This is a genomic window from Streptomyces sp. NPDC059092 (genome assembly GCF_042756365.1).
Lineage (GTDB): Bacteria > Actinomycetota > Actinomycetes > Streptomycetales > Streptomycetaceae > Streptomyces.
In genome coordinates, this window is record NZ_JBHZEJ010000132.1 from 1 (window position 1) to 7,001 (window position 7,001).

Annotated in this window: 9 protein-coding genes; 2 read left to right on the forward strand and 7 right to left on the reverse strand. The window is 68.9% G+C overall.

The window, feature by feature from the left end:
• Positions 1-47 precede the first annotated feature (47 nt).
• The 3 genes from ACFXPL_RS36680 to ACFXPL_RS36690 all read right to left on the reverse strand — a co-directional run bounded on the left by ACFXPL_RS36680 (position 48) and on the right by ACFXPL_RS36690 (position 1,167).
• Complete coding sequence (locus ACFXPL_RS36680) at positions 48-263, reverse strand: hypothetical protein (RefSeq protein WP_384927515.1); 216 nt, start codon at positions 261-263, stop codon at positions 48-50.
• The gene (locus ACFXPL_RS36685) at positions 260-556 is read right to left on the reverse strand and encodes a hypothetical protein (RefSeq protein WP_384927516.1); all 297 of its coding nucleotides are present in this window, start codon (positions 554-556) and stop codon (positions 260-262) included. The genes ACFXPL_RS36680 and ACFXPL_RS36685 overlap by 4 nt, the downstream gene beginning before the upstream one ends.
• Before the next feature lie 401 nt (positions 557-957).
• Positions 958-1,167 (reverse strand): hypothetical protein, encoded by a 210-nt coding sequence (locus ACFXPL_RS36690; RefSeq protein ID WP_384927517.1) that lies wholly within the window; start codon positions 1,165-1,167, stop codon positions 958-960.
• 335 nt (positions 1,168-1,502) lie between these two features.
• Between ACFXPL_RS36690 and ACFXPL_RS36695 the strand changes: the two genes are divergently transcribed.
• Complete coding sequence (locus ACFXPL_RS36695) at positions 1,503-1,952, forward strand: hypothetical protein (RefSeq protein WP_384927523.1); 450 nt, start codon at positions 1,503-1,505, stop codon at positions 1,950-1,952.
• Between the two features lie 97 nt (positions 1,953-2,049).
• Positions 2,050-3,312 carry a hypothetical protein gene (locus ACFXPL_RS36700; RefSeq protein ID WP_384927518.1) on the forward strand — a complete coding sequence of 421 codons (1,263 nt, stop codon included), beginning with the start codon at positions 2,050-2,052 and terminating at the stop codon, positions 3,310-3,312.
• Positions 3,313-3,369: 57 nt separating this feature from the next.
• Here the strand turns inward: ACFXPL_RS36700 and ACFXPL_RS36705 are convergent, their stop codons facing one another.
• The 4 genes from ACFXPL_RS36705 to ACFXPL_RS36720 all read right to left on the reverse strand — a co-directional run.
• Positions 3,370-4,572 carry a glycosyltransferase gene (locus ACFXPL_RS36705; protein ID WP_384927519.1) on the reverse strand — a complete coding sequence of 401 codons (1,203 nt, stop codon included), beginning with the start codon at positions 4,570-4,572 and terminating at the stop codon, positions 3,370-3,372.
• A gap of 155 nt (positions 4,573-4,727) precedes the next feature.
• Complete coding sequence (locus tag ACFXPL_RS36710; RefSeq protein ID WP_384927520.1) at positions 4,728-4,892, reverse strand: hypothetical protein; 165 nt, start codon at positions 4,890-4,892, stop codon at positions 4,728-4,730.
• A complete protein-coding gene (locus ACFXPL_RS36715; protein WP_384927521.1) occupies positions 4,889-6,040 on the reverse strand; it encodes a DegT/DnrJ/EryC1/StrS family aminotransferase in 1,152 nt (383 codons plus the stop codon). The genes ACFXPL_RS36710 and ACFXPL_RS36715 overlap by 4 nt, the downstream gene beginning before the upstream one ends.
• Positions 6,037-7,001: ATP-grasp domain-containing protein (locus ACFXPL_RS36720; protein ID WP_384927522.1), on the reverse strand; the 965-nt coding region annotated here is incomplete at its 5' end. The genes ACFXPL_RS36720 and ACFXPL_RS36715, both read right to left, overlap by 4 nt.

The window sequence follows — 7,001 nt, forward strand, 5'->3', positions numbered from 1 at the left end:
GAGCCCCGGCCGGTCTCCATTGGGGAACGACCGGCCGGGGCGGGGGCTCAGTGGGGGTGCTGCGCGACGTACTCACGGACGGGCTCGTCGGCCGGCCGGTGTATGGCGATCAGGACTTCGACGCAGGATCGGCACGCGCGGATCGAGGTCTGTCCCTCGGGGCTGACGATCTCGCCGATACGGGTGGTCTGGATGCCGGTGCGGTCGCAGCGGAAGCAGTCGCCCAGCGCGTAGTCGACCGCAACCAGTTGCCCGGCGGTCACGCGCTCTCCGGTACCGCGTCCGTCCCGCACGCGCACGGGCACGATGTCGGAGTGGTCACGGCGAATCCGGATCCATGCGCGCGGACGATGGTGAACTTCTCGCACCTGTGCGCGGAGCGCAGCCCGAACAGGACGGCGACCAGGCAGGGGGCGCACGGGACCAGGGCGCCCGGTTCGCGAGGCTCGGCGGGCAGGTCCTCGCCCGTGATGGGCGGCCCCTGCCACAGCATCGTCACCTCGCGTTCCGCTGACCGGATACCGGTCAGCGGACGGTCAGGGAAGACGTGCTCCATCGCGGGCCCTTCCGTTCCGTCTCGCGCAGGGCCCGGCCCGTTTCGCAGAGCGAGCCAGCGCTGCACAACTCGCAGTCCGCCAGATGCTCCAACCTGGCCTGGTACAGCTCCGCATGTGACGGTGGCTCCAGACGTTTCGCTCCCGCTTGGAGCAACTCGGCCACGGCATCCGCATCGCAGAGATGGCCGGCCTTCCTCGGAAGGGCCGCCCAGTACGGCAGTAAGGGGTGGGGGGTGACGAGGTCAGGGCGGGGCGTGCCGATCCAGGCTCCTCGTCCGAGGACCTGTCCGTGCGGGGACCGCCATGTCTCCGTCGTCCCGGCCGGTACCAGCGCGTAGTACCAGACGCCCGGATGGCAGATGACCGGTCCGTCGAGGAGTTCGGGAAGCGCGGCGCACACCTACGCCGGAACGGTGCTTGCTGTCGCCGCGTGCACCAGGGGCGGCGGCACCTTGACGGCGTCGAAGCGTCCGCCTGCCGGCAGCATCGTCGGGCGGTCCTCGTCCCAGTCCGTGAGAGCGATGTCGGGGTCGCCCGCGGCCTTGACCAGCCATCGGCCGATGGCCCTCTCCGACCGGGCTCCGCTCCGCGTGTCGCTGGCCGGGCTCACCGGGTGGGCTCCAGACCGGGAACGAGCGCGGGCGCGGACCGGACGGGAACCGCGAGGAGATGGGCGATGCGCTTCGCGCAGTCTTCCTCGTGGCCCCGCTCGCCGACCTCGTACCCGTACGAGGTGACGTAGCGGCCGTGATGAGAGATAATTTCCTCGGCGCCGTGCAGGGGGTTGGTCACGTGCAGGCGGTGTTCAGCGTCGTTCTCAGCGACGGTGAGCCCGAATTTCCGCAGGTGACCGGCGAGTTTTCGCAAGCCGTTGGTATTCACACATTGACGGTCTCAGCACTGGAGTTCCTGCGGGATATGACAACCTATGACACGAAGTCGATCATGCGAGTAGCGATCACCGGAACGCGTTCCACCGGGCATCGCAGCCTCACCGAATACGCGGGGCTCTTCGCCCAATACCTCGGCCCCTTTGCCCCTGCCACCTCGCACTTCTTCATCGGCGGCGCGAAGGGAATCGACTCCCTGTCCCTGCTGTGGCTCGCCGGAAACACCGGCGCGGCACTGACCGTGGTCGTGCCCGGCACACTCGACCAGCAGCCTGCCGATGCACGCCAGGCGATCACACAAACACGCGACCGGATCACCGAAGTTGTCGAGCTGGGCGCCGCCGAATTGTGCACGCCGGCCTACTTCGCCCGGAACCGATGGATGGTCGACCATGCCGATATGACCATCGGATTCCCGCTCGCGGGCGCCCCTCCGACGGGTACGTGGCAGGCCCTCAACTACACGGCAGATCAGGCAAAACCCCGGCTGATCGTGCCCGTGTAACCGCATATTGCGTCACTATGGCGGAATAGACAGCAGAGCAACGGGGGCCGCCGCGCTGAAGCGACTACGGCGACGGCGCGGGCTCTCTCTCGCCGACATGGCGCGAGCACTCACCGGGTACGCGGAAGACCTGCATCTTCCGCGTCTGCCCGCTGTGGCGAGCGTGCAAAGATCCGTGGCGCGCTGGGAGTCAGCGGCGCCCGTGATGCCGGACGAGCGGTACCAGTTGCTCTTGGCCCACCTGTACGCGCGCACCCCGTCCGGGGACTTGGCCGTCGCCTCCGGAAGCGACTTCGCCGAGTTCCTGGACGCACTCGGGCAGCTCGGTGAGAGCGCCGGCCGAATCGCCGAGCTGCGCACCACGCTCATCAGGGCCGCGACCGATGGCGGCGGCGGCATGCTCGCGCTCATGTCCCCCGGCGCGCAGGCCGGTCTCTCCGCCGCCCTGTCAGATCCGTCCCGGGCGGACGACACGACGGCCACCGACCTGTCCGCAGTCGTCGCCGACGTCAACTCGCAGGTGGGATCGCTGCCGTTCGTACGGCTGCAACTCATGCTCGCGCCCGCCGTCGAAATGTGCCGCCGCCTCCTCGCGGGACCACTGCCCGAGCCCGTCGTGCCCGCGGTACTCAACGCCGCTGTAGCTGCGTCCGCGCTGGCCGGGCGACTCGCGTTCGAGACACGGGACGACACAGCGTCCAGAGCCCTGTACTTGACCGCGATCAGCGAGGCCGCGCGCCTCGGCCATCCGTGGCGCCAGGCCAGCGTAATCATGAGCCACGCCCTCGTCACCCTGTACTCCACGCAGGGCATCGACGGCGCCCGCGTCCTGGTCGACCAGGCGGTGCGCACCGCGCGGACCGGCGACAGCGCACTCATGGGGGCCCGTGCCCACGCGCTCCAGGCAGAGATCGCCGCACGGGCCGGGCAGGTACGGCAGTCTCAAGCCGCGCTGGGACTGGCCTGGTACGACATGGAGAGCGACCACACCGACGACCCAGCGTCCACCTCGTTCTCAGCAGGTCACCTACGCGGCTTCGAGGGTGTGTGCGACCTGTACGTGGGCGACCCCGCCGTGGCCCACGACCACTTCGCCCGGTCGGCGGCAGCACTCACGGCGCCGCGCGAGCAGGTACAGCGGGCGATCGTCACCACGGACCAAGCCCTGGCCCGGATCCGGATCAACGACCCTCGCGCGGCGGCCGAGCTGCTGCACGACTGCATCACCGCCGCCACCTCCACCGGCGGCAGAGTCCCGGCAATCCGGCTCCGCCGGGCCCGGCAGGAACTGCGGCCGTGGCGGCGTGAGGACTTCGTGGCCGACCTCGATGATCACCTCATGGACATCGTCGGCACATGATGCTCCAGCCCTGAGGACCAGACAGGAGGGGCACAACGTAGCCCGCCTGCGCAGGCACTATCGCTCTGCCAGCCCGACACTCAGCAGCAGGTCAACCAGCCTGGCCGCCGCGTCAGGGAGCCCCTGGGCGGCTGCTCGCTCGGCCATGTGCTCACGGCGCTGCTGGGAGGTGATGAGCGGTTCCAGTGCCCGGCGCAGCTCCTCGGGGGTCGCCCTTTCCCTCGTCAGTGCGGTGGCCGCCCCGGCCTCCTGGAGGTGCAAGGCGTTGTGCTCCTGCTCGTTGCCGGCCGACGATGCCAGCGGGATCAGGACGGCCGGTTTACCCAGTGCGGTCAGTTCGGCGATGGTGCCGGCGCCGCTTCGGGAAATGACAACATCGGCCAGAGCGAGGACGTCGGGCAGTTCCGGCCCGACGAAGTCGCTCACCCAGTACCGGCCGCGCAGCCCGTCCGGGAGGGTTTCGGCGAACTGGCGCGACTGCTCCAGCGTCGTGGCTCCGCACTGGTGGATCACGTTGGCTGCTGTCAGTAGCCACGGCAGGATGTTGCGGACCAGGCCGTTGATCTGTGCGCTGCCCTGCGCTCCGCCTGTCACGTACACGCAGGGCAGGGCGCTGTCGAAGCCGGACAGTCCGAGCGAGGCCACGGCCTTCTTGGGCTCTCCTGTGAAGACCGCCGGGCGTACGGGGTTGCCGGTCACCACTGTTGAGGCGGCCACGCTTTCCGACAGCAGTTTCATTGAGGACTCGGAGGAGACCGCAACGGCCGTTGCGAAGCGCGACAGGATGCGGTTCGCCAGCCCGAGGCGCACAGTCTGCTCGTGCACCACGAGCGGAGTCCTCGTCATGCGGGCCGCGAGTCCTACCGGTACGGCGACGTAGCCGCCCGTCGAGAGGATGACGTCGGCCTTGTAGTCAGCGGCGATCAAACGGGCCTCTGCGACGCCTTTCGGTACGCGGCCCATGTCCCGCATGTTCTCCCGGTTGATCATGGCCAGCGGGTTGGAGGAGCGGCGCAGCTTGCCCGTGGGCACCGTCTTGAAGGGGATGCCCTCGGCCGGCGCTACGCGTGCTTCGAGCCCTTCGGCCGTGCCCACCCACAGGACATCGAGGGACGATCCGTGAGAGGCCAGCCGGGTCTGCAACTCGCGAACCGCAGTGAGTGCGGGATAGGTGTGGCCACCTGTTCCCCCGCCCGTCACGATGAGCCGGAACGGTCGGTACAAGGAAGCCAGACGGCTGGAAAGGTCGTCGCTGTTCACTGGAGGAAGGCATCCGATCGTGAGGTCTTGGCGTACGCCAGGGCCGACGGGCTACGAACCTTGCGGACGATATCAGGCGTTCTCGCCTCAGTGAGCGGCCGTCAGAGGGCGACCGCTCACTGTCCATCTGGTGTTGGCGCGACGGGGGTTGGTGACTATCGGCCCGTCTTACCGGAGGTGCCGGCTGACCGGACCTCCAGGCCCTTGCTGCTCCGCCGCGCGAGGGCGGCGGCGGCGAGCGGGGACCGGCAGTAGTTGCCCAGGCGGACCGTCAGGATGCGCCGGGCCCGCGCCCCCTCCGGGGGTGTGGGGCCGGTCACCGGGATGCCTTCGGCTGCGTCTCCCGGACGGTGTTCAGGGCCCGTTCCAGGGCCGACACCACCGAGTGCACGTCTCCGGAGTCCATGGCGGGGTGGAACGGCAGACTCATGATCTCCTCACCGACCATTTCAGTCACCGGCAGGGGGCGGTGCCATGGGGCGAACGCGGGCTGCGTGTGATTCGGTGGGTAGTGCACTCCGACCCCGATGCCCTGCGCGTGAAGGGTCGCGTGAACCCTGTTTCGCTCCGGCACTCTCACCACGCAGTTGAAGGGCACGGAGTGGTCCACGTCCACGTCGACCAGGACCACGTTCCTCATGCCGTGCAACTCGGCCTCGTACGCTAGCCACAGCGCTTTGCGCTTGGCCGCGGCGATGGGGAACTGCTCCAGTTGAACGCTGCCCACCGCCGCGTGAACGGATGACAGGGTGGCACGGAGCCCGAAACCGGCGACCGCGTAGGTCGTCGTACGGCCGCGCTCTGCCTGCGACTGGGTGATGCCCAGAGTCCGCAGACGCCGGGCCACTCCCGCCTCCTGGGATGTACGCGGGACGATCGCGCCGCCCTCGATGCACGTCAGGTTCTTGATCGGGCCGAAGCTGAAGCACGTCAGCGCGCCAGTGCTGCCGACCAGCCGGGTCCCGAGGCTGGATCCGAAAGCGTGGGCGGCGTCCTCGATGACGGTGATGCCGCGCTCACCGAGGACTTCCGCAGCAGCGGTCAGATCGACAGCCCTGCCGCCGTACAGCACCGGCATGACCGCCCGTGTGGCCGGAGTGATCGCCTCCAGCACCGCCCCGCTCTCGACACACAGAGTGTCCGGGCTGACCTCCACGAAGCGCGGGCTCGCGCCGCACGCCACGATCGCCTGTACGGTCGCGCAAAACGTCTGCGACGGAACGATCACCTCGTCTCCCGGCCCGATTCCGGCGACCAGGAGAGCGATGTGCAGAGCCGCGGTGCCCGAGGAGACCGCCACGGCGTCGTCGACGCCAAGGAACGCGGCGATCCCGCGCTCGAACTCCTCGGTGACGCCGGTGTGCCCGTACTGGCCGGACTCCAGGACCTGGGCGACGGCGGCGGCCTCCTGGCCGTAGAGGTACGGGCTGGCGTTGCGCCGGGCATCCGGCCTTGACGAGTTGATCATGACTCACCCTTCGTCACCGTGATCGGTCGGACGATCGGTCGAACCAGCGCGCCGGCCGTCTCCAGAGCCGAGGACACATCCGCGGCCGACGGCCCGGCGGCGACGAACATGCCGATCTTGTGGCCGGACTGGTCATGCGGCCGTACCAGGTCACCCGGCTGGGCATACAGCACGACGTCGGTGATCCCGGGGACGTCGCGGGCTTCGGCGACGCCTTCCCACGCGACCAACTCGCCGTTCGTGACGAGCGGTGAGCCGACCAGCTCCACGGCCGCATGCTCGTTGCGCGTCCGTACGAGATGACCGTCGAACGGCTCGCCGAGCGCGAGTGCGACGAGTGCACCCACGACGTTCACGCCGTAGGCGGCGGCGTGCAATCGAGGGATGCTGTCGCCGCTGAGACGCGGGTTGGCCTCGATGATGCGCCCCTGACCGTCTGCACCGAGGACGAGGTCGAAGTTCGCTGGTCCATCGGTGATGCCGAGCGCACGGCACAACCGTTCGACACTCGTCTCAAGGTGGTCGTGCTCCGCCGAGGGCAGTTCCACCGTGCCGATCCGCCTGACGACGAACCCCCCGGCGACGAACTCTTGCTCCTTGACGCAGGTCATCATCGACCTGCCGTCCCGCAGGAAGAGATCGATGGTCAACTGCCGACCTTGAACGAACTCCTCAGCGATCACGGTCTGAGAGGCGGAGTAGACACGGGCGTGGGCGACGGCGGTGGGGAGGTCGTCAGGGCGTGCGACGAGGGTGACGCCCTTGCTGCCCGAACCGTCCACGGGCTTGATCACGAGCGGGAAGGCCAGCCCCGCCGCCTTTGCGACGACCTCATCCGGATCGCTCGACGCGGCCCATCCGTAGTCGGTGATGCCACAGGACGCGACAACCGCGTGAAACGCGGCCTTGTCGAGAGCCGCGAATGCGTCCCTGGGGTACACGTACGGGGCGTCGTACCGCA